Consider the following 24815-nt stretch of genomic DNA (forward strand, 5'->3'; position numbering starts at 1 on the left):
CGATGAGTCTGCAACTGAGCTTCGCCCAGGCCAGCGCCACCGGGCCTCGCGCGGAAAACCAGGACGCCCTGCGCCTGGTCACGCCGGCACCAGAGCTGGCCGCCAGCAAAGGCTACCTGTTCGCCCTGGCCGACGGCGTCAGCCAATGTGCCGACGGCGGCCTGGCGGCGCGCGCCAGCCTGCAGGCCCTGGCCTTGGATTACTACGCCACCCCGGCCACCTGGAGCGTGGCCCAGGCCCTCGACCGCCTGCTGCTGGCGCAAAACCGCTGGTTGCGCGCCCAAGGCAGCGGCCAGCCGTTGCTGACCACACTTAGCGCGCTGGTGTTGCGCGGCAGGCGCTTTACCCTGGCCCATGTCGGCGACTGTCGGGTGTACCGCTGGCACGAGGGGAACCTGCAATGCCTGAGCGAAGACCATGTATGGGACCAACCGGGCATGCAGCATGTACTGAAACGGGCACTGGGCCTGGACCAGCACCTGCTGGTGGATTACCTGGAGGGCGAGCTGCAACCGGGCGAGTGCTTTCTGCTGCTCAGCGACGGGGTCTGGGCCAGCCTGGGCGAACAGCACATCCAGGCCGTGCTGCGCGAGCAAACCGACCTGCAACTGGCCGCCGACACCCTGGTCACCAGTGCCCACCTCAATGGCAGCAAGGACAACGCCAGCGCCTTGCTGGTGCAAGTCGAGCAACTGGGCACGGCCAACCTGGGCGATACCCTGGCACAACTGCAACAGTGGCCTGTGCCCGGCCTGCTGCGCGAGGGCCAGGTGATCGACGGCTGGCAGGTCGAAACACTGCATGCGCACAGCCGCCAGTCCTTGCTGTACAAAGTACGCGATAGCCAGAACCAGCCTTGGCTGCTCAAGACCCTGCCCACGGCACGCGAACAGGAACCGGGGGCGGCACAAGGGCTGTTGCTGGAAGAGTGGTTTCTGCGCCGCATCGCCGGCCGGCACTTCCCCGAGCTACACACCGCCAGTCAGCGCCAGCACCTGTACTACGTGATGCGCGAATATCCCGGCCAAAACCTGGCGGCGTTGCTGGCCGAACAAGGCCCGCTGCCCCTGCCGCAATGGCTGGAGGTCGCCCGGCAACTGCTGCAGGCAGTAGGCGTGCTGCATCGGCGCAACTTGCTGCACCGCGATATCAAGCCAGACAACCTGCACCTGGGCCGCGATGGGCAGCTGCGCCTGCTGGACTTCGGCCTGGCCTATTGCCCGGGCCTGTCCGAAGACCCGCTGCACGAGCTACCCGGCACGCCCTCGTACATCGCCCCGGAAGCATTCGATGGCCACGCGCCCAGCCCGCGTCAGGACTTGTATGCAGTAGGCGTGACCCTGTACCACCTGCTGACCGGACACTACCCGTACGGCGAGGTTGAGGCCTTCCAGCGCCCGCGCTTCGGCCAGCCGGTCAACGCCGCGCGCTACCGACCCGACCTGCCGGAATGGCTCCAGCACAACCTGCTGCAGGCCGTGGCGAGCGACCCGGCGCAGCGCTTCGAAACCGCCGAACACTGGTTGCTGCTGCTCGAGCGCGGCGATCGCCAGGAACTGCCCAGCCGGCCCCGGCCGCTGCTGGAACGCGAGCCGCTGAAGGTGTGGCGCACCCTGGCCCTGTTGTCATTGCTGATCAATCTGATACTGCTGTTCACCCTGCTCAAGGGCTGAACGCACCTTGCCGATGAGGAAACCCTGATGAATGCAAAAGTATGGCTGGTCGGTGCCGGCCCTGGCGACCCTGAACTGCTCACCCTCAAGGCAGTGCGTGCGTTGCAGCAAGCCGCCGTGGTCATGGTCGACGACCTCGTCAACCCGGCAGTCCTCGAGCATTGCCCACAGGCCCGCGTAATGACCGTGGGCAAGCGCGGCGGCTGCCGCTCTACACCGCAAGCGTTCATTCAGCGCCTGATGCTGCGCCACGCGCGACAGGGCCGTTGCGTGGTGCGGCTCAAGGGCGGCGACCCTTGCATCTTTGGCCGTGGCGGTGAGGAGGCACTGTGGCTGCAGGGCCATGGCATCGAAGTGGAGGTGATCAATGGCATCACCGCCGGCCTGGCCGGGGCCACGCAGTGCGGGATCCCCCTGACTTCACGGGGCGTGAGCCGAGGGGTGACGCTGGTGACGGCGCACACCCAGGACGATAGCGAGCTGAACTGGGCAGCCTTGGCTCAGGGCGGGACAACACTGGTGGTCTACATGGGGGTGGCGCGGCTGGAACAGGTGCGCCAGGGATTGCTGGCGGGGGGTATGGCGCCGGAAATGCCGGTGGCGATGATCGAAAATGCCTCGCTGCCGCAACAGCGGGAGTGCAGAAGCGATGTGCAGGGAATGGTGGAAGCTGCACGGGGGTTTGGCTTGCGTAGCCCGGCAATTTTGGTGATTGGGGAGGTGGTTGGGGAGCAGCAGGCTGTGGGGCGGATCGCAATCGCAGGCTGACTGCAGGAGCAGCCTTCGAGGCCGGTTAAACCCCAGGCAAAGAAAAACCCGGCCGAGGCCGGGTTTTTCATGAAGCTTCAAACCAATTACTTGGCCTGGGCTTCTACCTGAGCTTCAACGCGACGGTTGATAGCACGGCCTTCTTCGGTGGCGTTGTCAGCAACCGGACGGGTTTCGCCGTAGCCAACCGAGTCAACACGGCTGGATTCTACGCCGTACTGCTGGGTCAGGACTTGCTTGACGGCGTTGGCACGACGCTCGGACAGCTTCTGGTTGTAAGCGTCTGGACCCACGGAGTCAGTGTGACCTTCAACCACGGTGGTGGTTTGTGGGTACTGCTTCATGAAGTCAGCCAGGTTTTTGATGTCGCCGTAGCTGTTAGGCTTGACGACCGACTTGTCGAAGTCGAACTTGACGTCCAGCTCAACGCGAACGACTTCGGCAACAGCCGGGCAGCCGTCGGCGTCAACAGTAACGTTGGCCGGGGTGTCTGGGCACTTGTCGACGTTGTCGCACACGCCGTCGTTGTCGGAGTCGGAGCAGACTTCAGCAACTGGAGCAGGAGCAGCTTCAGCTTGCTTCGGGCTACCGCCGAAGTTCAGGCCAACACCAACGCTCGGGGCCCACTCGGTGTCGCCCTGGTCGATGTTGTACTGAGCTTCTACGCCGGCACGGGCATAGAACATGTCGGTGATGTACCACTTGGCGCCAGCGCCAACGTTGGCGAAGGTGGAGTGGTCACGACCGCCACGGCCGGTCTGGCCCAGCGACTGGTGCGAGAAACCAGCGGAAACGTACGGACGGATGGCGTCGTACGGGTTGTTGAAGTGGTAAACGGCGTCCAGGGCAGTGTTCGAGCCCTTGATGTTCTTGCCGTCTTCGCCACGAGCGTTGTGTACTTCGTCGTAGCCCAGACGCAGCTCAACGTCGTCGGTCAGGAAGTAACCGATCGAGCCGCCGAACAGGTTGCCGTCGTTCTTGAAGTCGCGCTGGCTGTCGAAGAATTCTTTCTTGTAGAAGATTTCAGTCTCGACGGCGCCTTGACCTTGTGCCATAGCGCCAATCGAAGTGGCGGCTACAAGCGAACCAATGGCCAAGCCCAAGGTGTTTTTCAATTTCATCCGTTAAATCCCCATCTGGTGATAGTTAAGCAGTCCCACCACAAACAAGAGGGACAACTCGACGGCGAGTCTAGCAGAACTCACCGGTTCGTTAGAGATATTTGCACGCCACTAAGTTTCATCAAGGCCGGCAAATTTCTCCCGAAGCTTGTCTAGCGCACGCTTGTATCGCATTTTCGTGGCGCTCAGGCCCATGTGCATGATGTCGGCAATTTCCTGAAACTCCAGCTCTGCGACAAAACGAAGCACCAGAATTTCACGGTCAATCGGGTTCACATGCACAAGCCACTTATCCAGCCCGCCTTTTTCTTCCGGTTTCGGAGCCTTGTCTTCGGACGCCTCTTCAACAGGGTCCAGACTCAAGGCATCCATCAACCGACGTTTGCGGCGCTCCTTGCGGTACTGGGTAATGCACTCGTTGTAGGTGATGCTGTAGAGCCAGGTCTTGAACTTCGACTTACCCTCGAAGTTTTTCAGCCCGTACAGCACTTTCAGCATCACTTCCTGACAGACATCGTCCGCGTCACGGTCGTTCCCCAGATAACGCGCACAGACGTTGAACAGGGTCCGCTGGTAGCGCCGCATGAGCTCCTCATAGGCGCGGGTAACGTGGTACAGCTCCTCATGCGAACGCGCCACCAACTCTTCGTCTGTGAGCTCGCGGGGGTCATAGCGCATGGGCGGCGAATGAACTTTATTCAAAACGGATCTGGCCGACAGTCAGGTCAATGTCGCCGCGCGACCCCGTGGGTCGAATTTCGCGGCGGCATACATTAACAGCTTTTGTGCGGTTAGCGGCTATTGACGCGCTGTTCAAGCAGCTCGCGATTGGACAGCGACACCAATTCGCCATCATCGGTCAGCAGCGTCGTCTTCACCGTACCGATTTCCTCGATATGCCCTTCGACCTCTCCAATCCGCACCTGCTGGCCCACTTGGTATAGCTCGCGCACGTATATGCCGGCCAGGATTTGCCCGGCGATTTCGCGACTGCCAAGGCCCATGGCCAAGGCAACAGCCAGACCAACGGTAATCAGCCCGATAACGATAACGTGGTTCAGCAGGTCGGTTTTCACTTCCAGCTGGCTGATGGCCACCGAGATGCTGATGATGATCACAAGGCCTTGGGTGATACGCCCCAGGCCCGCCGAGTATTCCAGGCCGATACCTTCGGCAGCGCCACGCACCAGGCCGTTGGCCACCTGCGCCAGCAGCACGCCGGCCAGCAGCACCAGGGCCGCGCCGAACACCTTGGGCAAGTACAGGGCGAGCATGTCGAGGGTCGCCGAAACCCGCTCCAGGCCCAGCGATTCAGCAGCCGAGACCAGGAAGATGAGCAGCACGAACCAGTAGACGATCTTGCCGATCAGGGTCGAGATCGGCACCTGGATACCGCCCCGGCCGAGCATCTTGGTGAGGCCGGTGCCGGCCATCAGGCGGTCCAGGCCAAATTTGGCCAACAGTTTGGACAGCAGCGTGTCGAGCAGCTTGGCCACCACGAAACCGAGCAGCACCACGACCAGCGCGCCGAACAGGTTGGGGATGAAGTTCGCTACCTTGGTCCAAAGGGCAGTCATCGCGGTGACCAGGCTCTGGGTCCAGAGATCGAGTTCCATATTCAATCGGCCTTATCTGCTTTGCTGCCGCTGGCAGCGTTGCGGGAAGAGTGTCGACGCACCGGCGCAACGTGCGCCGAGCCATTGTTCACGGCAATCAGCAGCGCCTGGCACCAGCGACCAAGCAGGCTGAACAGATCACCCGCGCCAACCTGGCGGTTGGCGGTTTTCAGCACGCGACCCAGGCAAGCGGCGTCGTCCCGGTCGTCCCGGTCATTGCCGGAGGGTGACGCCTTGAGCAGGTCACGCAGGGATTCTTCAAACGGATCGTGCATGGGCACCTCGCGCAGTGTCAGCAAGAGACGAGATGGCCGGGCAACGGGTCACACATCCCGTTGGGACGAATGTTTCAAATTGCACAGCTATACCCACCGCAACCGCCGGAACAGCCACCACTGCCCCACGGCCAACCCCAGCACGACAATGCAGGCGAACAGGAAGCCCAGAGGGTTTTCCGCCCCGGGGATGCCGCCGACATTGATGCCCAGCAGCCCGGTGACAAAGCTCATGGGCAGGAAGATGCAGGTAATGATGCCAAAGCGGTACATGGTGCGGTTCATCCGCTCGCTGCGCCGCCGGTCTTCGCTTTCCAGCACCAGCGCAGCGCGTTCACGGGCCAGTTCCAGCTCTTCGAGGTAGCGGATCAGGCTGTTGTTGAGTTCATTCCAGTAATCGGCGTCGGCATTGGCGAACCAGCTCCATTTACTGCGCGACAACTGCGCGTAGATTTCCCGTTGCGGGGCGAGAAAGCGGCGCAAGCCAGCGGCACGGCGGCGGATCTGCTGCAGGCTGCCCTGCTCCGGGGTATACCGCTCGTCGGATTCGACCTTTTCTTCCTCCAGGTCGACCAGCTCGGCCAGGTCGCTGACCAGGCCCTGGACCTTTTCGGTCAGCAGTTCGCCCATCAACAGCAACAGCTCTGAGGCCGATTTCGGTCCCCTGCCCTGTTCCAGCAGCTGGAGAATTTCATCGCTGGCGCGCAAAGGCCTCAGGCGCAACGAGATAACCCGCTGCGCCTCGGCGAAAATGCGTACCGAAACCATGTCTTCGGGCTCGGCGCCCGGATTGAGGTTGACCCCCCGCAGGAACAGCAACAGCTGTTCGTCCGCCAAGGGCAGCAGGCGCGGCCGGGTGTTTTCTTCCAGCAGCAGTTCGCAGGCGAACTCGCTCAGGCCGCTGTCGTGCAACAGCCAGGTACGGGTTTGCGGATGGCTGCGGTCCCAGTGCAGCCACAGGCTTTGCTCCGGTTGCAGCTGCAGGTCATCCAGTTCGGTACGGGCAATCGAGCGCGCGCCGCCTTTGCCATCGAGCACCAGGGCATGCACCAGCCCCCACTGCGCGTTGTCTTCCTCTAACATCCAAGCTCCATCAGCGCGCGCGGCGCATTACTCCGGCATTTTCAGCGGGCTCGGCGAAACCAGCACGCCATTGTTGTCGGCATATACATACTCGCCCGGGCGGAAGGTTACCCCGGCGAAGGTCACCGCAACGTTGAGATCGCCGATACCGCGCTTGTCAGTCTTCATCGGGTGACTGGCCAGGGCCTGCACGCCGACATCGGTCTGGATCAACACATCGACATCACGCACACAGCCGTAGATCACCAAGCCTTCCCAACCGTTTTTTGCGGCTTTTTCGGCGAGCATGTCGCCAAGTAGCGCACGCCGCAGCGACCCCCCGCCATCGACCACCAGTACTTTGCCCTTGCCGTCGAGTTCAACCTGCTCCTTGACCAGCGAATTGTCCTCGAAACACTTGATGGTGACGATCTGGCCACCGAACGAATCGCGGCCACCGAAATTGCTGAACATCGGCTCCAGCACTTGTACCAGGTCCGGGTAGGCGTCACACAGGTCGGGCGTTACGTAATGCTGCATGGGAAGCTCCTGTCAGTCACAACGAAAGCGGGTATCGGCCAAGGCTACACCTTGGAGGCTGTCGCAGTCATCCGGGACCGGGCAGTCATTTGTATTCATCCTGTCTCGGCCCTTCCACGCGTGACCCGTTCCTGCACAGGAACGCGCCGTTATCCGGTGTAGGAGCGGGTTCACCCGCGAAGAGGCCATGACAGGTACAGCAAACTCAGCTGGCAGGCACAGGTTCCGCAACGACAGTGGACGCATGCACCGGCAGCAGCGGGTTGCGCAGCCAGCGCTCCACCAGCGGCCACACCTGCACCTGCGCGGCCTTGCTCACCAGCATGTCGACATGCCCGAAGGCCTCGAAACCTTCTTCACGACCCAGCCGCAGGAACTGCTTGCGCTCGCCGCCCAACTGCTCGAACAGCTTGCGACAGGCCCACACCGGATCCTGGAAGTCCCCAGCGCCGGCCACCGCCAGCAGCGGCACATCCACCTCTGCCAGCCCCGCCCACCAATCGTGCTTCTTGTCGCCAAAGCGCCCGAACAGGCCGTGCCAGCGCATGCTCTCCAGGGCCAGGCCTATCGGCTCGTCTTCAGGCCCACGCTTGAAGCGTGGCCCGGATATCTGTCCCCAACGCTTGAGCACGAGCTTGGCACCCCAAGCCAGCGGTGGCACTTTCAACGGCCAATAGACACGGCTGATCTGGGTGCCGAACAGCGCCACGCTGGCCACCTGCTCGGCGGCCAGGAAACCACCCCCCAGCGCTGCTACCAGGGTGGTGCCACCCAGGGAATGGCCGGCCCAGTGCGGCGCCTGGCCCGACTGCTCGCGCACGAACGCGTTGATCAACGGCAGGTCATCACGGGCGTAGGCGGCAACGCTGTTGTGCTTCCAGTCCAGGTTACGCGGCGACAGGCCATGGCCACGCATTTCCGGGATCCATACATCGAAACCGGCGCGCGCAAGATAGGCGCCCAGGCCAACCCCTTTGGGCGAATACCAGAAGCGCCGATTGGAGAAACTGCCATGCAGGAGAATGACCGGCACGCCTTGGGCCTGGGCCTGATCGGCCAGCCCCAGACGGGTGATGGCGATCTCGACGCTGGGGTCCGGGCCATTACCGGCCTTGATCCGATACACGTCTTCGCTGAGATCGCCGCGGCGCTCGGCACTGAGCAGGGCCACGGGGAATAAAGTGCTGCTGCTTTGCATAAGGTTGCTTGGTGCACAAAAAAGGGCGGGATCCATTGCTGGAGCTCGCCCTGGAAAAAACCAGGCAGGAGGACGCCAGACGTCCTCCCGCGTTTCACTGCATCAGGCCGCGCCTTGGCCTTCGGCGAGGAAGAACCAGGTTTCGAGTACCGAGTCCGGGTTCAGCGACACACTTTCGATGCCCTGTTCCATCAGCCACTTGGCAAGGTCCGGATGGTCCGAAGGGCCTTGGCCGCAGATACCGATGTACTTGCCGGCCTTGTTGCACGCGGCAATGGCGTTGGCCAGCAGCTTCTTCACCGCAGGATTTCGCTCGTCGAACAGGTGGGCAATGATGCCCGAGTCACGGTCCAGGCCCAGGGTCAACTGGGTCAGGTCGTTGGAGCCGATCGAGAAGCCGTCGAAGTATTCCAGGAACTCTTCGGCGAGGATGGCGTTGGACGGCAGTTCGCACATCATGATCACGCGCAGGCCGTTGTCGCCGCGGGCCAGGCCATTTTCGGCGAGCAGGTCGACAACCTGGCTGGCTTCTCCCAAGGTGCGCACGAACGGCACCATGATCTCGACGTTGGTCAGGCCCATCTCGTTGCGCACACGCTTCAGTGCACGGCACTCGAGCTCGAAGCAGTCACGGAACGATTCGCTGATGTAACGCGAAGCACCGCGGAAGCCCAGCATCGGGTTTTCTTCTTCCGGCTCGTACAGCTTGCCGCCGATCAGGTTGGCGTACTCGTTGGACTTGAAGTCCGACAGGCGCACGATGACCTTTTTCGGGTAGAAGGCCGCCGCCAGGGTGCTGATGCCTTCTACCAGCTTCTCGACGTAGAAGCCGACCGGATCGTTGTAGCCGGCAATGCGCTTGTCGACGCTTTCTTTCAGGTCTGCAGGCAGGCCCGCATAGTTCAGCAGCGCCTTGGGGTGCACGCCGATCATGCGGTTGATGATGAACTCCAGGCGTGCCAGACCGACACCGGCGTTGGGCAGCTGGGCGAAGTCGAAGGCGCGGTCCGGGTTGCCGACGTTCATCATGATCTTGAACGGCAGTTCCGGCATGGCATCGACCGAGTTCTGCTTGATGTCAAAGCCCAGTTCGCCTTCGAAGATGAAGCCGGTATCGCCTTCGGCACAGGAAACGGTCACGCCCTGGCCGTCTTTCAGTACCTGGGTAGCGTTGCCGCAACCGACAACCGCCGGGATACCCAGCTCACGGGCGATGATCGCCGCGTGGCAGGTACGGCCACCGCGGTTGGTGACGATGGCGCTGGCGCGCTTCATCACCGGCTCCCAGTCAGGGTCGGTCATGTCGGAGACCAGCACGTCGCCCGGCTGGACCTTGTCCATTTCCGATACGTCGTTGATGACACGAACCTTGCCGGCGCCGATACGCTGGCCAATGGCACGGCCTTCGACCAGCACGGTGCCTTTCTCTTTGAGCAGGTAGCGTTCCATGACGTTGGCGCTGGAACGGCTCTTCACCGTTTCAGGGCGAGCCTGGACGATGTACAGCTTGCCGTCGTCACCGTCCTTGGCCCACTCGATGTCCATCGGGCGCTGGTAGTGCTGCTCGATGATCATGGCCTGCTTGGCCAGCTCGCTGACCTCGGCATCGGTCAGGCAGAAGCGAGCACGCTCGGCGCGGTCGACTTCGACGGTCTTGACCGAACGGCCGGCCTTGGCTTCGTCGCCATAGACCATCTTGATCGCCTTGCTGCCCAGATTGCGGCGCAGGATGGCCGGGCGCCCGGCCTGCAGGGTGTTCTTGTGCACGTAGAATTCGTCAGGGTTGACCGCACCCTGCACCACGGTTTCGCCCAGGCCATAGGCGCCAGTGATGAATACCACATCGCGGAAGCCCGACTCGGTGTCGAGGGTGAACATGACACCGGCGGTGCCGGTTTCGGAGCGGACCATGCGCTGCACACCGGCAGACAGGGCTACCAGCTTGTGATCGAAGCCCTGGTGCACGCGGTAGGCGATGGCGCGGTCGTTGAACAGCGACGCGAACACTTCCTTGGCCGCGCGGATCACGTTATCGACGCCGCGGATGTTGAGGAAGGTTTCCTGCTGGCCGGCGAAGGAGGCGTCCGGCAGGTCCTCGGCAGTGGCCGAGGAACGCACGGCAACGGCCATGTTGTCGTTGCCGGCGGCCATTTCGGCGAAGGCCGTACGGATTTCCGAATCCAGTCGTGGCGGGAATTCGGCCTCCATGACCCACTGGCGAATCTGCGCGCCGGTCTTGGTCAGGGCATTGATGTCGTCCACGTCCAGCGCGTCGAGCGCAGCGTGAATCCTGTCGTTCAGACCACTCTGTTCGAGAAAATCGCGGTACGCCTGCGCCGTAGTGGCAAAGCCGCCCGGCACCGATACACCAGCACCGGCAAGGTTGCTGATCATCTCGCCCAGGGATGCGTTCTTGCCCCCCACATGCTCCACATCATGGACGCCGAGCTTATCGAGGGAAACTACGTACTCTACCAAGGTGATCTCTCCACTAACTGTGTTGGAAAAGCTCAAAAGGCGCCCGCCTGTCTTCTTTGACTTGGCCGGGCGTTTGTGGCCTGTACCTGGAAAATAGGCTCTGCAAATGTGGCAGAATGTCGACAGCCGCATTCGGCAAACCGAACTTATCATATCCAAGAATCGTCATCAGCTTAAGGCCCAGATCGCAAATGAAACGAACCGCGTTCTTCATCTCCGACGGCACGGGTATCACTGCCGAAACCCTGGGCCAGAGTCTGCTCGCGCAATTCGAGAGCATTCCCTTCAACAAATTCACCCGTCCTTACATCGATTCGCCGGACAAAGCGCGAGCCATGGTCCAGCAAATCAACGCGGCGGCCGAGCGGGACGGGGTTCGCCCGATCATCTTCGATACCATCGTCAACCAGGACATCCGCGAGATCCTGGCGACATCGAATGGCTTCATGATCGACATCTTTTCTTCGTTTTTATCCCCGCTCGAGCAGGAATTGATCGCCCATTCGTCGTATTCCGTGGGCAAATCCCACTCGATCGGCGGCAATTCCAACTACATGGAGCGCATCGAGGCGGTGAATTTCGCCCTGGATAACGACGATGGTGCACGCACCCACTACTACGACAAAGCCGATCTGATTCTGGTTGGCGTGTCGCGTTGCGGCAAGACCCCAACCTGCCTATACATGGCCATGCAGTTCGGCATCCGTGCCGCCAACTACCCGCTGACCGAAGACGACATGGAGCGCCTGCAGCTGCCGGCGGTGCTGAAAAAGCACCACAACAAGCTGTTTGGCCTGACCATCGACCCCGACCGTCTCACCGCCATCCGCCACGAGCGCAAGCCCAACAGCCGCTATTCCAGCTTTGCCCAGTGCGAGTTCGAAGTACGTGAGGTGGAAAGCCTGTTCCGCAGGGAGAACATCCCCAACATCAATTCCACGCATTTTTCGGTGGAAGAGATTTCGGCGAAGATCCTGGTCGAGAAAGGTGTGGAGAGACGGTTCAAGTAAACCTGTCCGGGCCCGCCCCCTGTAGGAGCGGGTTCACCCGCGAAAGGGCCAGCCCAGGCATACAAAAAAGCCCCGGCATCACTGCCGGGGCTTTGTTTTACCTGACTACAAGGCTCAGGACGGCACCGCCGCCGCCTGCCCGCTCATGGCCAGATCGACCAGCTCGCGGTTGGCCACCGCGTACATCGCATAGTCAGTACCCGTGGCATTGCGCAGGTCGTCGAGCATGGCGCGCCAGCGCTCCACCATTCCCCGGTGCTGCTCTGCCCACAGTGCCACGCGGGCATCCATGTCTTCCGGTGCATCGGCCATCTGCAGGACCGAAATGGTGATCGCCCGCTGCTGCAAGTCGATATCGTCGCGGAATGCCTCGCGGGCCAGCGCCTGCCAGTTGTTTTCCACCGGCAGGTTGCTGATTTCCTGCAGGTACCAGGTCAGGTCCAGCGCGCTGCCCACGGCGAAGAACGCCTTGGCCACCTGCGCCGGCTCATGGCCGGTAACGTCGGCCGCTTCAATGATCGGCAGCAGGGTGTACAAGTGGCTGGTACCCGCCACCATACGCGCCAGCAACTCCGGCACACCGGCCTCGACAAAGCCCTGGTAGCGCACCATCCAGCGTTCGCGGGTGGGGCCTTCGAGCAGTTCATCAAGTTTCAGCCCCAGCTGCGCGATCTTCGGCCCGAAGTGCGCGGTATCACGCCCGGCGTCCTGTTCGTTGCGGCGGCTACGCAGGAACCAGCGGGTGGCACGGCGGCCGAGACGCATCAGCTCGTCCATCAGGGTGAGCTGGATTTCTGCGGGCACCTGATAGTCCAGCGCCTCGATCTGGCGGAACCAGTGCGGCAGGTGGAAGATGTCGCGCACGATCACATAGGCCCCGGCCACGTTGGCCGGGCTCATGCCGGTCGACTCCTTCAGGCGCTGGACGAAGGTGATACCCATGTTGTTGACCAGGTCGTTGGCGATCTGGGTGCTGACAATTTCCCGTTTCAGGCGGTGGCGACGCATGGCTTCGGCAAACTTGCTGACCAGGGACGGCGGGAAAGCGGTATCCATGTCACGGGTCAGGTAGTCGTCGTCCGGCACCAGCGACTTGAGCAGTTGCTCCTTGAGGTCGATCTTGCTGTACGAGATCAGCACCGACAGCTCGGCGCGGGTCAGCCCATGGCCGGCAGCCAGGCGTTCGGCCAACTGTTCCTCGGACGGCAGGAATTCGATGGCGCGGTCAAGTTTGCCCCGCGCCTCAAGGTCGGCCATCAGGCGCTTGTACTCGGCAATCCGCTCGCGGGCGCGGCGGGCGGCCAGCGACAGCGCCTGGGTCTGCTTGTAGTTGTTGCCCAGCACCAGCCCGGCCACTTCGTCAGTCATGCTGCCCAGCAGCTGGTTGCGCTGCTTCTCGGTCATGTCGCCACCCTGCACCACTTCGTTGAGCAGGATCTTGATGTTGACCTCGTGGTCGGAGCAATCCACGCCGCCGGCGTTGTCGATGAAGTCGGTGTTGGTGGCGCCGCCGTTCAGGCCGAACTCGACGCGGCCGAGCTGGGTCATGCCCAGGTTGCCGCCCTCGCCCACTACCTTGCAGCGCAGTTCGTTACCGTTGACCCGCAGCGCATCGTTGGCCTTGTCGCCGACATCGGCGTGGCTTTCAGTGCTGGCCTTCACGTAGGTACCGATACCGCCGTTCCACAGCAAGTCCACCGGGGCCTTGAGCAGCGCGTTAAGCAGCTCGGTCGGGGTCAGTCGGTCGGCTTCGATGGCGAAGCGTTCCTTCATCTGCGCACTGATGGCGATGCTCTTGGCACTGCGCGGGAAGATCCCGCCGCCTTCGGACATGATGCTGGTGTCGTAGTCGCTCCAGGCCGAGCGCGGCAGGTCGAACAGGCGCTTGCGTTCAGCGAAGCTGGAAGCGGGCTCCGGGTTGGGGTCGATGAAGATATGCAGGTGGTTGAACGCTGCCACCAGTTGCAGCTTGTCGGACATCAGCAGGCCATTGCCGAACACGTCGCCGGCCATATCGCCCACACCAATGACGGTGATCGGGTCTTCCTGCACGTTGATGCCGCGCTCGCGGAAGTGGCGCTGCACGCCCACCCAGGCACCGCGCGCGGTAATGCCCATCTTCTTGTGGTCGTAACCGGCCGAGCCGCCGGAAGCAAAAGCATCGCCCAGCCAGAAACCGTAGTCGATCGCGATGCCGTTGGCGATGTCGGAGAAGGTCGCAGTACCTTTGTCCGCCGCTACCACAAGGTACGGGTCGTCATCATCATGGCGCACCACGTTGGCCGGCGGTACCACGCCACCGTCCTTGAGGTTGTCGGTGATGTCGAGCAGGCCGGAAATGAAGATGCGGTAGCACGCCACGCCTTCGGCAGCAATCTCGTCACGGCTGCCGCCAATCGGCAGACGGCGCGGCAGGAAGCCGCCCTTGGCGCCGACCGGCACGATGACCGAGTTTTTCACTTGCTGGGCTTTGACCAGGCCCAGCACTTCGGTGCGGAAGTCTTCTTCGCGGTCGGACCAGCGCAAGCCGCCACGGGCGACGTTGCCAAAGCGCAGGTGCACGCCCTCGACGCGTGGCGAATAGACGAATATCTCGAACTTTGGCACCGGCTTGGGCAGTTCGGGGATCAGCTTGGGGTTGAACTTGAAGCTGAAGTACGACTTGTTCTGGCCGTTTGCATCGGGCTGGTAGAAGTTGGTACGCAGGGTGGCCTTGATCAGGTCCAGATAGCGCCGCAGGATGCGGTCTTCGTTGAGCACCTGCACGTCGTCCAGCGCAGCCAGAATGGCCTGCTCCAGGCGCTGCTGCTTGTCGTCAAGGTCGTCCTGGGTGAGCTTGCGCGCCAGGTAGAAGCGGGTCTTGAACAACCGGGTCAGCTCGCGAGCGATATCGGTGTGGTTGTTCAGGGTGCTGGCGATGTAACCCAGGTCAAAGCCCAGGCGAATCTGCTTCAGGTAACGGGCGTAAGCGCGCAGCAATGCCACGTCGCGCCATGGCAGGCCGGCAGTCAGTACCAGGCGGTTGAAAGCGTCGTTCTCGGCGTCACCACGGACGATGTGGATGAAGGCGTCCTGCAGGGTGTCGTTGAGCTGCTGGATGTCCAGGCTCAGGCCTTCGCTGTAGGTGAAGGCGAAGTCGTGGATCCAGTATTCGCGGCCATTGGCATGGCGCAGGCGATACGGGAACTCGCCGAGCACGCGCAGGCCAAGGTTTTCCAGAATCGGCAGCACATCGGACAGCGCCAGCGGGGTGTCGGCGTGGTACAGCTTGCAGTGCAGGGTGCGCTCGCCAACCTGGGTCAACGGCTGATAGAAGCTCATTGCCAGCGGCTTGCTTTCCGACAGGCTCAGCACATGCTGCAGGTCGACTACCGCCGAGTGCGCGGCGAAGCGCTCGCGGTACCCGGCCGGGAAGCCTTTGGGGAAATCGGCGAGGATGTTGGTGCCCTGGGCTTCGCCGAAGTTCTCCACCACCAGTGCCGAGTAATCGTCATGCCACGAGCGGCAGGCCTGGATGACTTCGCGCTCCAGCTGCTGCGGGTCGATGTCGATGCGGTTCTTGGGGTCGACCCGCAGAATCAGTTGCACACGGGCCAGAACCGATTCGGAGAAGAAGGTCCAGAACTCGCAGTCGCTGGCCTTCAGGCGCTCCATCAGCACCTGCTGGATCTTCTGCCGCACTTCGGTGGAGTAGATTTCCCGCGGGACGTAGGCCAGGCAGTAGCAGAAGCGGCCGTACGGGTCTTTGCGCAGGAACACGCGGATCTTGTTGCGCTCCTGGATTTGCACGATTGCCATGACCGTGCTGAACAGCTCGTCGATCGGCGTCTGGAACAGGTCGTCACGCGGCAGCACTTCCAGCACCTGGGCCAGTTCCTTGCCCAGGTGAGCCTTGGGATCGAAGCCCGAACGGCGCTCGACTTCGGCCACCTTCACGCGGATGTACGGAATGGCATGCACGCTTTCGCCATACACCGACGAGGTGTACAGCCCCATGAAGCGGTGCTCCTTGATGACCTTGCCGTCGGCGTCCAGCTGACGGATCGACACGTAGTCCGGATAGGCCGGGCGGTGCACGCGGCTGGGCAGTGCGGCCTTGGCGAACGACAGCAGCAGCGGCTCGTTGAGGTAGGCCACAGCGTAGTCTTCGATGCGCAGCTCTTCTGCGGTCAGGCCCACGCGCAGGCGGCGTGGCAAGCCGAGGAACGACTGCTCGTCGTAGACCATCTGGCCGCCATCGGCGTCGCCCTTGACGGTGAATTCTTCATAGCCCAGGAAGGTGAAGTGGTTATCCAGCAGCCACTCGAGGAAGGCCTTGACTTCGCTCTTTTCGTTTTGGGCAGGGCCAAAGGCGGTCTGTTCTACCTGCGCCACCACGTCACGCAGTTTGGCCTTCATCGGTTCGAAGTCGGCCACCACCACCCGTACCTCGGCCAGCACCTGCTCGATTTCGCGGGTCAGCACTGTCAGCTCGGCGGCATTGGCGCAGCGGTCGATCTCCAGATACATCAGTGACTCGTAGCACACGCCCTCGCCCTGGGTACCCTTGGGCAGCAGTTCCAACAGCTCGCCTTTGGCGCCACGGCGCACGCTGAGCACGGTGGTTTGCAGGGTGTGGATGCTGTAGCCACGGCGGTTGAGCTCGGTGCGCACCGAATCGACCAGGAACGGCAGGTCGTGGTGCAGCACTTCGACCACGGTATGGGTCGACTGCCAGCCATTGCGTTCGTAATCAGGGTTGTACACCCGTACTTGCGGATATTCGGGGTCGAAACGCTCGATGATGCGCCAGGCTGACAGGGTGCAGCCGGCCAGGTCGGAAAGCCTGCGTTGGGTGAGTTCGTCCAGAGAGATGATGCCGAAGAACTGCTCGGCGAACAGCGCCACTTGTGGCAGGGACTGCTCGCTGATGTGCTGCGCCAGGGCCGCTTGCAGTTGATGCTGGAAGTCGGCTTTGCTGGCTGCGGTGAAGAACGCCATCTGTGGTACTCCGCTTGGGCTTTGTAATAATTGAAGCGTCGCTGCGTGCGCCGTGTACGGATCAACGATAGCCAACCCGTGGCATGGCGGACGGTAAAAAACCAGACGTTGAACGTGCGCAGGCACGCCCAGGGCTCGCCGAAGCTTAACGACTGATCGGTCATCTACGCTTGCAGCGCTGCGACAATTTCGGTCAAGGGGGGGTAACTTTACGTTTATGCCTGTACGCAAGACTGTCAGAATCCCCTTCCGTTTCCTTTGATTCGAGCCTGCTCATGCAAATCAACACCGCCCTGCTGTTCGCCACCCCTTGCGATGACGAGGAAGACAACATGGCGACCCTGTGTTGCCACAGCGACAAAGGTCAGATGTTCCTGCTTACCCGCTACCCGGACGAGGACACCGTCGACCTGACCCTGGATGATGAGCCGTCGACGCTGGATGGTCTTAAAGTGACCCTGAGCGCCAAGCGCCTGCTGATTGAAGTGGCGGCCGGTGACCGGGACGCGCTGAAGGGGGATGAAGTGCTGGAGATCAACCTGACCAGCGAGTTGAGTGACATGGATGAAGTGAAGGAAACCCTTGAAAACATCCTGGCCGGTACTGGAACCTTGGTCTGCGAGCTGTAGGAGCGGGTTTACCCGCGAAGCAGGCACTGCGGGGATGGCATGGAATCTGAGTGCCCCGCAAAGCCCTAGCCCAATGCTGCCTGCATTTCTTGCGCCTGCACCCGCAACGCCTCGCAAAACGGCTCCACCGCTGCCGATGCCGGCCGATGGTCCGGGCGTATCAGCATCACCTGATACGGCACCGACACCCGTAACCGGCGGATCGGCAACCCGCCTTGCGCCGCCTCCAGCCCGCTCAGCGGGTTGATGATCGCCACCCCCAGGCCTTGCCTGACCATGGCGCACACCGAAGCTGCACTGGTGGTTTCGATCACCGTGCGGCGGTTGACCCCGGCCGCACGAAAGTGCTGATCCAGACGCTGGCGGTAGGTATCCAGACTGGCCAGGTTGATGAAATCGACCTCATGGAAATCACTCAGCTCCAGTTCAGCCTTCACTTGCAGCGGGTGATGCTCGGGCAACACGCACACCATGTTGGCACTGAACAGCAATTCACCATACGCGCCACGTGGTATCTGTTCGACTTCAGTCAGGCCAAGGTCATGCTGCTGGGCAACCAGTGACTCCTCCAGCAAAGGCGACTCCTGCGCCAGAATGCTCACGCTCACGCCGCTGTGCTGCTGGTGAAAGCGCTGGCAAGCCTTGGGCAACAAGGTTTGCGAGAACAGCGGCAAGCAGGTGATGGCCAGCCGGCCCTGCTCGAAGTTGCGGATGGCCTGGGCAAAGCGATCGATCCGCTCCAGCCCGACGTAGGCGCGCTCGACCTCCTCGATCAGCAGCAACGCCTGGGCTGTGGCCACCAGACGCCCTCCCTCACGTTCGAACAGGTTCAGGCCAGTCACCTGCTCCAGCCGCGCCAGTTCGCGGCTGACGGTGGGCTGCGAGGTGAACAACAGGCGCGCCGCCCCTGTGACGCTACCGGCCGCCATAATGGCGCGGAACACTTCGATGTGGCGAACGGACAGTTTCACGGCAATACCCGGAGAGTCGACAATGGGTATATCAGATATGAATAGCTGGCAGAAGAATAGCTATTTTTCTGAATTCACCCTTTGGCGCATCCTCGTGGCCTTCCTTAAACGAGTAACGCCACCATGACCGCACCCTTCACCCTCCTGGCCGAGGCGGTTCGCCAGCACGGCTCGCCGCTATGGGCATACGACACCCGCACCATCGCCGATCGTGTCGAGCAACTGAGCGTATTCGACACTGTACGTTTCGCCCAGAAAGCCAACCCGAACGTGCATGTGCTGCGCCTGATGCGCGCCCATGGTCTGGTGCTGGATGCAGTGTCGCTGGGTGAGATGGAGCGGGCCTTCGCCGCCGGCGCGAGCGTTGACGGTGACCCTGCCGGCGTGGTGCTGACCTGTGACGCACTGGACCGCCCCACCCTGGAGCGAGTGGTGGCCTCGAAGATCGAAGTCAACGCAGGCTCCATCGACATGCTGCGCCAACTGGGTGAACGCTCGCCCGGCCACCGCGTGTGGATCCGCATCAACCCGGGCTTCGGCCATGGCCACAGCCGCAAGACCAACACCGGCGGCGAAAACAGCAAGCACGGCATCTGGCATGAAGAGCTGGACGAGGCGCTGGCGTGCATCAAGGCCCATGGCCTGCACCTGGTGGGCGTGCACATGCATATTGGCTCCGGGGTGGACTACCAGCACCTGGAACAGGTGGCCCGCTCGATGATCGAACTGATCGGCCGCCTGGGCGTGGACATCGAGGCGTTCTCCATTGGCGGCGGGCTTTCCACCCCTTACCGCAGCACCGACAAACCGGTCGACCTGCAGCGCTATGCGCAGACCTGGGCGGTAGCGCGCAAGGAAGTCGAAGCGATGCTTGGCCACCCCGTGCGCATGGAAATCGAGCCAGGGCGTTTCCTGGTGGCCGAGTCGGGCTACCTCGTGGCCGAAGTGCGCGCCGTCAAGCAAGTGGGCCGCAATACCTTCGTCATGATCGACGCCGGCTTCAACGACCTGATGCGCCCGGCGATGTACGGCGCCTACCACGGCATGACCCTGCTTGATGCCAACGGCCAGCCGGTGGACCGCCCACGGCAACCGACTGTGGTGGCCGGGCCGTTGTGTGAATCGGGTGACGTGTTCACTCAGAATGACCAGGAACTGACCCCGCAGGACCTGCCTCAGGCACAGGTGGGCGACCTGCTGGTGATTCACGATGCCGGCGCCTATGGCGCGTCGATGTCGTCGAACTACAACAGCCGGCCGCTGCTGCCGGAGTTTCTGATCGAGGGCGGGGTGTTGCGGATGATCCGCCGGCGGCAGACGGTGCAGGACCTGCTGAGCCTGGAGACCGACATCATCCCGTGACCGCTTCCCGTAGTCCGCCCATGTAGTGCTCCAGGCGACTACGCAGCCAACGCTCGGCCGGGTCGCTGTCAGTGGTGCTCAACCAGACCATGGCCAGCTCCAGTGCAGCAGTCTCGAACGGCAGCGTCTCGGCCTGCAGGTTGCCCCAGCGTTCCATACCCTGTGCGGCATAGTCCGGGCAGCAGGCCAGCAGGTCGGTACCGGCCAGAATCGCCGGTAGCGAACTGAACTGCGGCACCGACAACACCACCTTGCGTTCACGGCCGATGTCTTTCAACCAGTCGTCGACCACACCCTGGGTGTTGGCGGTCGGCGAAACCTGGACATGCGGGCGTTGGCAAAACTCATCCAGAGAAAGCGGCGTGGTGGACTTGTCGGCCCGCACTACCCTGGCCTGCATGGTGCGTAGCACCTTGCGTTTGGCATTGGCGGGCAGGCCCTTGGTCTGGCTGATACCCACCGTCACGTCGCCCGCCGCCAGCAGGTCCGGAATGCGCCAGTAGTCCACATGCTGCACGACCACCACCACGTTTGGCGCCTCCACCCGCAGCGCCCGCAACAGCGGCGGCAACAGGCCCGACTCGACATCATCGGACAAGCCAATGCGGAAGGTCATCTTGCTGGTCAGCGGGTCGAAATCATGGGTCATGCTGAGTGCCACGGACATCGCATCCAAGGCTGGCGTGAGGTACTTGATCACCTCTTCGGCCCTGGCCGAGGGCTCCATGCGGTTGCCCACACGAACCAGCAACGGGTCATTGAACATCGTACGCAACCTGGCCAGCGCCGCGCTGACCGTGGGCTGGGCGACGAACAGCTTCTCCGCGGCGCGGGTGAGGTTGCGTTCCTGCATCAGCGCTTCGAACACCACCATCAGGTTGATATCGGCTTTGCGCAGTTCGTTGCGGTTCATGGGTGCTCTCGGGCCGTGCTTGTTGTGTGGGTTCAATTTCAGCATCAACAAGCATCCTAGCCGAATCGAAACCTGCACTGCACGCTACGCAATCGCCATCGCCCCGTACTGAGCGACCGGGGTGATCTTCGGCTCTCTTCTCTTCCGCGCCCCTGCCGTGCACCGCCCAGGCGTTGACTCGCGAAGCGGTCATTCATGATGCCGACACTTTTTGGCCGCCATTCGCGCAGTGCGATGAATGGCGGGTTGGGTGGTCGGCGGGGGGATCGGGTCAGGGCCAGCAGGGGGCTTGCCAGAACCTGTTTGGCGCCTGGGAGATCGAGCGCCGCCTGTATGGCGGTAGAGGTGCGTCGCCCGGGAGATCGAGCGCCGCCTGTATGGCGGTAGAGGTGCGTCGCCTAGGAGATCGAGCGCCGCCCGCGCGGCGCATCGCGAGCTATGCTCGCTCCTACGTTTGTTTCGGGCCAATCATTCCTGTGGGATTTGCGCGCGAACGCCTTGGCGCTTGGCACGATATTGCGTCGTACAAACAAGGCGGTCGCGCGCGCCTGTCACAGGCGTTACTGGCCAGAAACAAACGTAGGAGCGAGCATAGCTCGCGATGCGCCGCGCGGGCGGCGCTCGATTTCTGCCACCCCCTAAAACCCACGGCAAACACACCCGGCCATTGCGCAACGTCATGCCAGGCGGTGTGGCCTTGAAGGTATGGCGGTAGAGGTGCGTCGCCTGGGAGATCGAGCGCCGCCTGTATGGCGGTAGAGGTGCGTCGCCCGGGAGATCGAGCGCCGCCTGTATGGCGGTAGAGGTGCGTCGCCTGGGAGATCGAGCGCCGCCCGCGCGGCGCATCGCGAGCTGCGCTCGCTCCTACGTTTGTTTCGGGCCAGTCATTCCTGTGGGATTTGTGCGCGAACGCCTTGGCGCTTGGCACGATATTGCGTCGTACAAACAAGGCGGTCGCGCGCGCCTGTCACAGGCGTTACTGGCCAGAAACAAACGTAGGAGCGAGCATAGCTCGCGATGCGCCGCGCGGGCGGCGCTCGATTTCTGCCACCCCCTAAAACCCACGGCAAACACACCCGGCCATTGCGCAACGTCATGCCAGGCGGTGTGGCCTTGAAGGTATGGCGGTAGAGGTGCGTCGCCTGGGAGGTCGAGCGCCGCCTGTATGGCGGTAGAGGTGCGTCGCCTGGGAGATCGAGCGCCGCCCGCGCGGCGCATCGCGAGCTGCGCTCGCTCCTACGTTTGTTTCGGGCCAATCATTCCTGTGGGATTTGCGCGCGTACGCCTTGGCGCAGGGCTCGATATCGCGTCGTACAAACACGGCGGTCGCGCGCGCCTGTCACAGGCGTCACTGGCCAGAAACAAACGTAGGAGCGAGCGCAGCTCGCGATGCGCCGCGCGGGCGGCGCTCGATCTCCCAGGCGCCAAACAGGTTCTGGCAAGCCCCTGGGTGGCCCTGCTCGACAGGCTGGAACGTTCGGCATTCGGCCGCTGTTACACTGTCAACCGATGAAATAGGCGAGCCAGAGCAAAGGTATGAACCCAACGCGCTACTCCACCGTGGCAAAGGACTTGATGCAAGCCATTGCCAGCGGCCGCTACCCGGTGGGCAGCCTGCTGCCGACCGAATTCGAGCTGTGCGACCTTTATAATGTGAGCCGGCACACGGTGCGTGCCGCTATCAACCAGTTGCTCACCCAAGGGCTGGTGTCGCGGCGCAAGCGGGTGGGCACTCGCGTGGAGGCCAGCAGCCCGCGCGGCGGCTATTCGCAATCGTCGGCCTGCGTGGCTGACCTGGCGCACCTGGCAGACACCCAGCAGCGGGAAATCCAGAGCGTGCGCCACTTTGTCGCCGACCTGAACGAGGCGGCGCGGCTGGGGCTGGTGCCGGGGGAGCATTACTTCTGCGTGTCGAGCATCCGCGTCGACCGGCAGCACCCTGCCGCGCCGCTTTGCTGGACCGACGTGTATGCGCCGCGCGACTATACCGAGGTCATTGACCTGGCCCGCGAGCACCCTGACCGGCTGATTGCCGGGTTGATCGAACAGCACTATGGCCGGTCAATCGCAGTGGTCGACCAGCAAGTGCGCGCGGTTTTGCTGACAGCGGAAATGGCCAAGGCGCTGAAGGCCGAAGCAGGCTCGCCGGGGTTGAACATCATCCGCCATTACCGCGAGGAGAATGGTGATTTGATGGCGGTTTCCGAGACCGTGCACCCGGATGACCGCTTTACCTTGGTCACCCAGATGCGCCGCGACCAGATACTGAAGGGGTAAAGTGAGAAAATTACGACATTGTTAAACTGCAATCACCTGACAGTTTTATCAGTGTCGAACCTGTGACAGGTGAGGCACACTCATACCTCGTTCAGTTCGGGCTCATCAAGACCATGCCTACAGATACTGGCTCTACGCATATATCAAAACGCATGCCAAGCAACTACTTGCCCTATGGCTATCGAAACGCCGAAAAGCAGCCGATCGGAATGTGAGGCTACAGTGGCGAGCCTCTATCTACCGGCAGCGAAACGCGTATCCCCTGAAGTGTTGCAGCCTGAATGACCTGATACTTTTATCAGCTTAAGCCTGTGCACTTCATAACACACTGATGCCAAGTGCCAGATCTGACGGATCTCAGAGATATGTCAACGCATAAAACTTCGACATCACGCAAAAAACACGATCCGGCCATTGCAGCCTGTTCGGAAAGCCAGGCCCATGACCAACATGGCGCCGCACGAACACCCACGGGCCCAACAAAAGGTCAGTCAGGAAACTATACACCCTATGGGTTTCGAAACACCGAAGCGGAACTGACCGGAGCGGTGGGGTTCAATGGTGAATTTTACGCTTCTGCGCTGGAAGGCTATGCACTCGGAAATGGGTACCGAATATTCATCCCACGCTTGATGCGATTCATCAGCCCAGACAACCAGAGCCCTTTCCTCAAAGGCGGCATCAATGCCTATGCCTACTGCCTGAACGACCCTATCAACGCACAAGACCCTAGCGGAAAAAATGCAATCAATAAATTTTTCCAGGCAGCCATTCAGATAGGCAGGAATTATAGAAAACAATTCAAACCCTCCAATACGGCACACCTGCTTTCGAACAACCAAGCCAAACACCTTCAAACCGAACTCAAGAATGCCAAAAAATTAATAAGCGAGGACATCGTAGACATCCATATCATCAACAACAAAAATAACGCCCAAAAAATCAGTCCATCACTCATTTACAAATACACACTCATAAATGAAGGAGACGAAACCACCCTGATCGTCTTCGGCGCCTCTACTGACCCCCTCTTGAATACTCACGCCAGCGGCGCTGAAATGTGGAATTTCAATGCCAGCAACAACGTCAGCGCTGCAGGTTATATCGCCTATAAGAATGGGGTATTCACTGTCGACGACTGGTCCGGCCACTATCAGCCTGAGCACTGGCGCACGGCGCTCGTAAAAGCCTACCTGGAAGGGTTGGGCTATGAGGTGAGAACTGTGCGCCGTGGCTTTGGGTAGCGTGCCCAACCACTGAAAGATGATGGGGCAAAGGCGAATGCCTTCATGCAATACCCCGATGCCCCGGAAAACGGTTGCGGCGCCGACCGGGCCGGCTTATAAAAGCTCAACTTAACTTTAGGTCGACTCGTATGGCAGCGGACAGCACACGGATGCTCACAGTGGGTGAAGTGGCCAAGCGCAGCGGCGTGGCGGTGTCTGCGCTGCACTTCTACGAAACCAAAGGGCTGATCGCCAGCGTCCGCACAGCAGGCAACCAGCGCCGCTATCCCTCGCTGGTGCTGCGTACCCTGGCGATCATCAAGGTGGCCCAGCGCACGGGTATTGCGCTTGAGGAAATCAAACAGGCACTCAGCCGTTATGCCCCCAACAGCAAGCTCACGGCAGCACAATGGAGCGAGATGTCCACGGCCTGGCGCGAAGACCTGAATGCCCGCATTCGCACACTGGAGGCACTGCGCGACAGCCTGGACAACTGCATTGGCTGCGGTTGCCTGTCGCTTGAAGACTGCCCGCTGCGCAACCCCGAAGATGTGCTGGCCAAGGAAGGAACCGGGGCGCGGATACTCGAGAAGAAGGCCCGCCAGGCTGCAGACTTGCCCAGTACGTAACGGTCAAAATGCTCGATAAGCCCGCCTGCTTGTCTTCGACCTTGCTTGCGTTGGAACCATTGCGACGCGCCACCGCCCTAAGCCTGT

General features: G+C 61.8%; 19 protein-coding genes. 8 read left to right on the forward strand and 11 right to left on the reverse strand.

Translation table 11 applies throughout. The features are described 5' to 3' along the window. The first annotated feature begins 2 nt into the window (after positions 1 to 2). Positions 3 to 1673 carry a bifunctional protein-serine/threonine kinase/phosphatase gene (locus QCL51_RS17065; RefSeq protein ID WP_021785496.1) on the forward strand — a complete coding sequence of 557 codons (1671 nt, stop codon included), beginning with the start codon at positions 3 to 5 and terminating at the stop codon, positions 1671 to 1673. A 27-nt stretch (positions 1674 to 1700) separates the two neighbouring features. After that, positions 1701 to 2441, forward strand: coding sequence for a uroporphyrinogen-III C-methyltransferase (cobA, locus tag QCL51_RS17070; RefSeq protein ID WP_021785497.1), 741 nt, complete (start codon positions 1701 to 1703; stop codon positions 2439 to 2441). A gap of 86 nt (positions 2442 to 2527) precedes the next feature. On the opposite strand, the gene QCL51_RS17075 is transcribed toward cobA, so the two are convergent. From QCL51_RS17075 to ppsA, 8 genes are all read right to left on the reverse strand, one after another. Beyond that, positions 2528 to 3562: an OmpA family protein gene (locus QCL51_RS17075; protein ID WP_003248667.1), complete on the reverse strand. Its 1035-nt coding sequence runs from the start codon at positions 3560 to 3562 to the stop codon at positions 2528 to 2530. A gap of 111 nt (positions 3563 to 3673) precedes the next feature. Continuing rightward, positions 3674 to 4240, reverse strand: coding sequence for an RNA polymerase sigma factor SigX (gene sigX, locus QCL51_RS17080; RefSeq protein ID WP_003248665.1), 567 nt, complete (start codon positions 4238 to 4240; stop codon positions 3674 to 3676). A gap of 113 nt (positions 4241 to 4353) precedes the next feature. Beyond that, positions 4354 to 5178 carry a mechanosensitive ion channel domain-containing protein gene (locus tag QCL51_RS17085; protein WP_003248659.1) on the reverse strand — a complete coding sequence of 275 codons (825 nt, stop codon included), beginning with the start codon at positions 5176 to 5178 and terminating at the stop codon, positions 4354 to 4356. A gap of 2 nt (positions 5179 to 5180) precedes the next feature. Next, positions 5181 to 5453, reverse strand: coding sequence for a hypothetical protein (locus QCL51_RS17090; RefSeq protein ID WP_028697557.1), 273 nt, complete (start codon positions 5451 to 5453; stop codon positions 5181 to 5183). Between the two features lie 87 nt (positions 5454 to 5540). Continuing rightward, positions 5541 to 6536, reverse strand: coding sequence for a zinc transporter ZntB (locus QCL51_RS17095; RefSeq protein WP_021785499.1), 996 nt, complete (start codon positions 6534 to 6536; stop codon positions 5541 to 5543). A gap of 27 nt (positions 6537 to 6563) precedes the next feature. Then, a complete protein-coding gene (rraA, locus tag QCL51_RS17100) occupies positions 6564 to 7055 on the reverse strand; it encodes a ribonuclease E activity regulator RraA (protein WP_021785500.1) in 492 nt (163 codons plus the stop codon). Positions 7056 to 7260: 205 nt separating this feature from the next. Further along, entirely contained in the window at positions 7261 to 8253 is a 993-nt protein-coding gene (locus QCL51_RS17105; RefSeq protein ID WP_031322849.1) for an alpha/beta fold hydrolase, read from the reverse strand. 102 nt (positions 8254 to 8355) lie between these two features. After that, entirely contained in the window at positions 8356 to 10731 is a 2376-nt protein-coding gene (gene ppsA, locus QCL51_RS17110) for a phosphoenolpyruvate synthase (protein WP_020193548.1), read from the reverse strand. Between the two features lie 191 nt (positions 10732 to 10922). Here ppsA and QCL51_RS17115 point away from each other — a divergent pair, with 191 nt between their 5' ends. Beyond that, on the forward strand, positions 10923 to 11741 hold the full coding sequence (locus QCL51_RS17115; RefSeq protein WP_021785502.1) for a pyruvate, water dikinase regulatory protein: 819 nt from the start codon (positions 10923 to 10925) through the stop codon (positions 11739 to 11741). A gap of 114 nt (positions 11742 to 11855) precedes the next feature. On the opposite strand, the gene QCL51_RS17120 is transcribed toward QCL51_RS17115, so the two are convergent. Further along, the gene (locus QCL51_RS17120) at positions 11856 to 16721 is read right to left on the reverse strand and encodes an NAD-glutamate dehydrogenase (RefSeq protein WP_021785503.1); all 4866 of its coding nucleotides are present in this window, start codon (positions 16719 to 16721) and stop codon (positions 11856 to 11858) included. Between the two features lie 275 nt (positions 16722 to 16996). Here QCL51_RS17120 and QCL51_RS17125 point away from each other — a divergent pair, with 275 nt between their 5' ends. After that, on the forward strand, positions 16997 to 17350 hold the full coding sequence (locus tag QCL51_RS17125; protein ID WP_014591821.1) for a hypothetical protein: 354 nt from the start codon (positions 16997 to 16999) through the stop codon (positions 17348 to 17350). 65 nt (positions 17351 to 17415) lie between these two features. Here the strand turns inward: QCL51_RS17125 and QCL51_RS17130 are convergent, their stop codons facing one another. Further along, positions 17416 to 18321, reverse strand: a complete 906-nt coding sequence (locus tag QCL51_RS17130; RefSeq protein ID WP_021785504.1) for a LysR family transcriptional regulator — start codon at positions 18319 to 18321, stop codon at positions 17416 to 17418. 123 nt (positions 18322 to 18444) lie between these two features. Between QCL51_RS17130 and lysA the strand changes: the two genes are divergently transcribed. Further along, entirely contained in the window at positions 18445 to 19683 is a 1239-nt protein-coding gene (gene lysA, locus QCL51_RS17135) for a diaminopimelate decarboxylase (RefSeq protein ID WP_021785505.1), read from the forward strand. Here lysA and QCL51_RS17140 read toward each other — a convergent pair. Continuing rightward, positions 19673 to 20641, reverse strand: a complete 969-nt coding sequence (locus QCL51_RS17140) for a LysR family transcriptional regulator (protein ID WP_021785506.1) — start codon at positions 20639 to 20641, stop codon at positions 19673 to 19675. The two genes, lysA and QCL51_RS17140, sit on opposite strands and share 11 nt — an antisense overlap. A gap of 1491 nt (positions 20642 to 22132) precedes the next feature. On the opposite strand from QCL51_RS17140, the gene QCL51_RS17145 reads away from it, so the two are divergent. The 3 genes from QCL51_RS17145 to soxR all read left to right on the forward strand — a co-directional run bounded on the left by QCL51_RS17145 (position 22133) and on the right by soxR (position 24728). After that, a complete protein-coding gene (locus QCL51_RS17145; RefSeq protein WP_021784022.1) occupies positions 22133 to 22873 on the forward strand; it encodes a GntR family transcriptional regulator in 741 nt (246 codons plus the stop codon). 365 nt (positions 22874 to 23238) lie between these two features. Beyond that, entirely contained in the window at positions 23239 to 24117 is an 879-nt protein-coding gene (locus tag QCL51_RS17150) for an RHS repeat-associated core domain-containing protein (RefSeq protein ID WP_331245220.1), read from the forward strand. A gap of 131 nt (positions 24118 to 24248) precedes the next feature. Further along, a complete protein-coding gene (gene soxR / locus QCL51_RS17155) occupies positions 24249 to 24728 on the forward strand; it encodes a redox-sensitive transcriptional activator SoxR (RefSeq protein WP_275966958.1) in 480 nt (159 codons plus the stop codon). Positions 24729 to 24815: the final 87 nt, after the last annotated feature.

This window comes from Pseudomonas sp. LTR0, assembly GCF_036630035.1.
Classification (GTDB): domain Bacteria; phylum Pseudomonadota; class Gammaproteobacteria; order Pseudomonadales; family Pseudomonadaceae; genus Aquipseudomonas; species Aquipseudomonas putida_Y.

Coding starts and splice junctions, on each gene's coding strand:
- QCL51_RS17065 (WP_021785496.1), top strand. CDS start 3: ATGAGTCTGCAACTGAGCTTCGCCCAGGCCAGCGCCACCGGGCCTCGC.
- cobA (WP_021785497.1), top strand. CDS start 1,701: ATGAATGCAAAAGTATGGCTGGTCGGTGCCGGCCCTGGCGACCCTGAA.
- QCL51_RS17075 (WP_003248667.1), bottom strand. CDS start 3,562: ATGAAATTGAAAAACACCTTGGGCTTGGCCATTGGTTCGCTTGTAGCC.
- sigX (WP_003248665.1), bottom strand. CDS start 4,240: ATGCGCTATGACCCCCGCGAGCTCACAGACGAAGAGTTGGTGGCGCGT.
- QCL51_RS17085 (WP_003248659.1), bottom strand. CDS start 5,178: ATGGAACTCGATCTCTGGACCCAGAGCCTGGTCACCGCGATGACTGCC.
- QCL51_RS17090 (WP_028697557.1), bottom strand. CDS start 5,453: ATGCACGATCCGTTTGAAGAATCCCTGCGTGACCTGCTCAAGGCGTCA.
- QCL51_RS17095 (WP_021785499.1), bottom strand. CDS start 6,536: ATGTTAGAGGAAGACAACGCGCAGTGGGGGCTGGTGCATGCCCTGGTG.
- rraA (WP_021785500.1), bottom strand. CDS start 7,055: ATGCAGCATTACGTAACGCCCGACCTGTGTGACGCCTACCCGGACCTG.
- QCL51_RS17105 (WP_031322849.1), bottom strand. CDS start 8,253: ATGCAAAGCAGCAGCACTTTATTCCCCGTGGCCCTGCTCAGTGCCGAG.
- QCL51_RS17115 (WP_021785502.1), top strand. CDS start 10,923: ATGAAACGAACCGCGTTCTTCATCTCCGACGGCACGGGTATCACTGCC.
- QCL51_RS17120 (WP_021785503.1), bottom strand. CDS start 16,721: ATGGCGTTCTTCACCGCAGCCAGCAAAGCCGACTTCCAGCATCAACTG.
- QCL51_RS17125 (WP_014591821.1), top strand. CDS start 16,997: ATGCAAATCAACACCGCCCTGCTGTTCGCCACCCCTTGCGATGACGAG.
- lysA (WP_021785505.1), top strand. CDS start 18,445: ATGACCGCACCCTTCACCCTCCTGGCCGAGGCGGTTCGCCAGCACGGC.
- QCL51_RS17140 (WP_021785506.1), bottom strand. CDS start 20,641: ATGCTGAAATTGAACCCACACAACAAGCACGGCCCGAGAGCACCCATG.
- QCL51_RS17145 (WP_021784022.1), top strand. CDS start 22,133: ATGAACCCAACGCGCTACTCCACCGTGGCAAAGGACTTGATGCAAGCC.
- QCL51_RS17150 (WP_331245220.1), top strand. CDS start 23,239: ATGTCAACGCATAAAACTTCGACATCACGCAAAAAACACGATCCGGCC.
- soxR (WP_275966958.1), top strand. CDS start 24,249: ATGGCAGCGGACAGCACACGGATGCTCACAGTGGGTGAAGTGGCCAAG.